This window comes from Intrasporangium chromatireducens Q5-1 (assembly GCF_000576575.1).
In the GTDB taxonomy this organism is placed as follows: domain Bacteria; phylum Actinomycetota; class Actinomycetes; order Actinomycetales; family Dermatophilaceae; genus Intrasporangium_A; species Intrasporangium_A chromatireducens.
Genome location: NZ_AWQS01000498.1, coordinates 1 through 1,118 on the forward strand (window position 1 = coordinate 1; position 1,118 = coordinate 1,118).

At 74.4% G+C, this 1,118-nt stretch carries 1 protein-coding gene and 1 pseudogene; both read right to left on the reverse strand.

From position 1 onward, the window contains the following. Positions 1 to 383: pseudogene (locus N864_RS22480) on the reverse strand (NADH-quinone oxidoreductase subunit H); the annotation flags it as partial. Continuing rightward, positions 376 to 1,118, reverse strand: a 743-nt coding sequence (locus N864_RS22485) for a hypothetical protein (RefSeq protein ID WP_034722834.1), incomplete at its 5' end; no start/stop codon positions are given. The pseudogene N864_RS22480 and the gene N864_RS22485, both read right to left, overlap by 8 nt.

Sequence of the window (1,118 nt, forward strand, 5' to 3'; positions counted from 1 at the left end):
GAGTTCGGTCCCCACCCGGCCAGCCAGACCAGCGCCCACACGAGGACGTCGACAGCGTTGAACCAGACCACCCCCACGTCGAGGTCGAGCAGGGTCCATCGGCCGAGCGGCACCACCACGACCATCAGGAGGGCTGCGACGACGAGACCGCTCGCGCCGACCCGCCACAGGAGGGTGTCCGCCGCCACCATGGAGCGGCGCCGCTGCCTCAGGAGCCTCGCCGACTCGTCCAGGGGGCGGCCCATTCCTCGCGACCAGGGCAGCTGCTCCGCCCGCGCGCCGATCGCGCCGTCGAGCGCCGCCGCACCGAGCGCGAGCAGACCGAGCAGGGCAGCCGCCAGGGGCGCCCACGCTGCCGAAACGGTCACGGGCAGGTCAGGCACGGACCGCCTCCCACGCCCTGATCCCCGCCTCGATGCCCAGGCTGGCGATGACGAGACGGGCGGTCGCCAGGTCGAGCCCGCTCACGAGGTCGCCGATGGCGGCGGCCCGGATGGGGACCTCCGTCGCCGCTTCCGCGCCCGAGCGAAGCCTCGCGGCGGCACGGTCGAGCAGGGCCAGCAGCCGGTCACGCGCGTCACCGCACAGGTTCCGCGGCAGTCCCTGCTCCTCGACCCGAGCCGCGTCGACCACGCCGAGACGCCGTAGCGACCAGCGCAGCAGCGCCGACCGCGCCATCGCGCCTCGCTCCCTCTGGACCTGCGTTGCCAGCCGCCCGCGACGCTCGTCGTCCGCTGGCTGCGGGCTGGCTGCCGCGTCGAGCAGTGCGTTGCGCAGCCGCAGGAGCCGGGCCGTGCGGTCCGGCCAGCCGACGAGAGCCAGCACGCGCGCCGCCTCGTCGCACGCCAGGGCGGCGGCGGCCAGGTCATGATCCTGCAGCCCCGAGGGGCCATCCGGCTCGGGCTCAACCTCCCGATGCTCTTGCGCGCCTCGGGACGTGGCCACGTCCACGAGCCTCGCCGATGCGTCGATGATGACGTCACCCTGCAGGGCGCACTCCAGCACGAGACCGGCCGGCCAGCAGGGCAGGACCGGCCCCAAGGCCACCTTCAGGACGTCCATCTCCAGACCGTCCCGGTCCTCGCCTCCCTCAGCAAGGGGGATCCCACCCGGAGCCA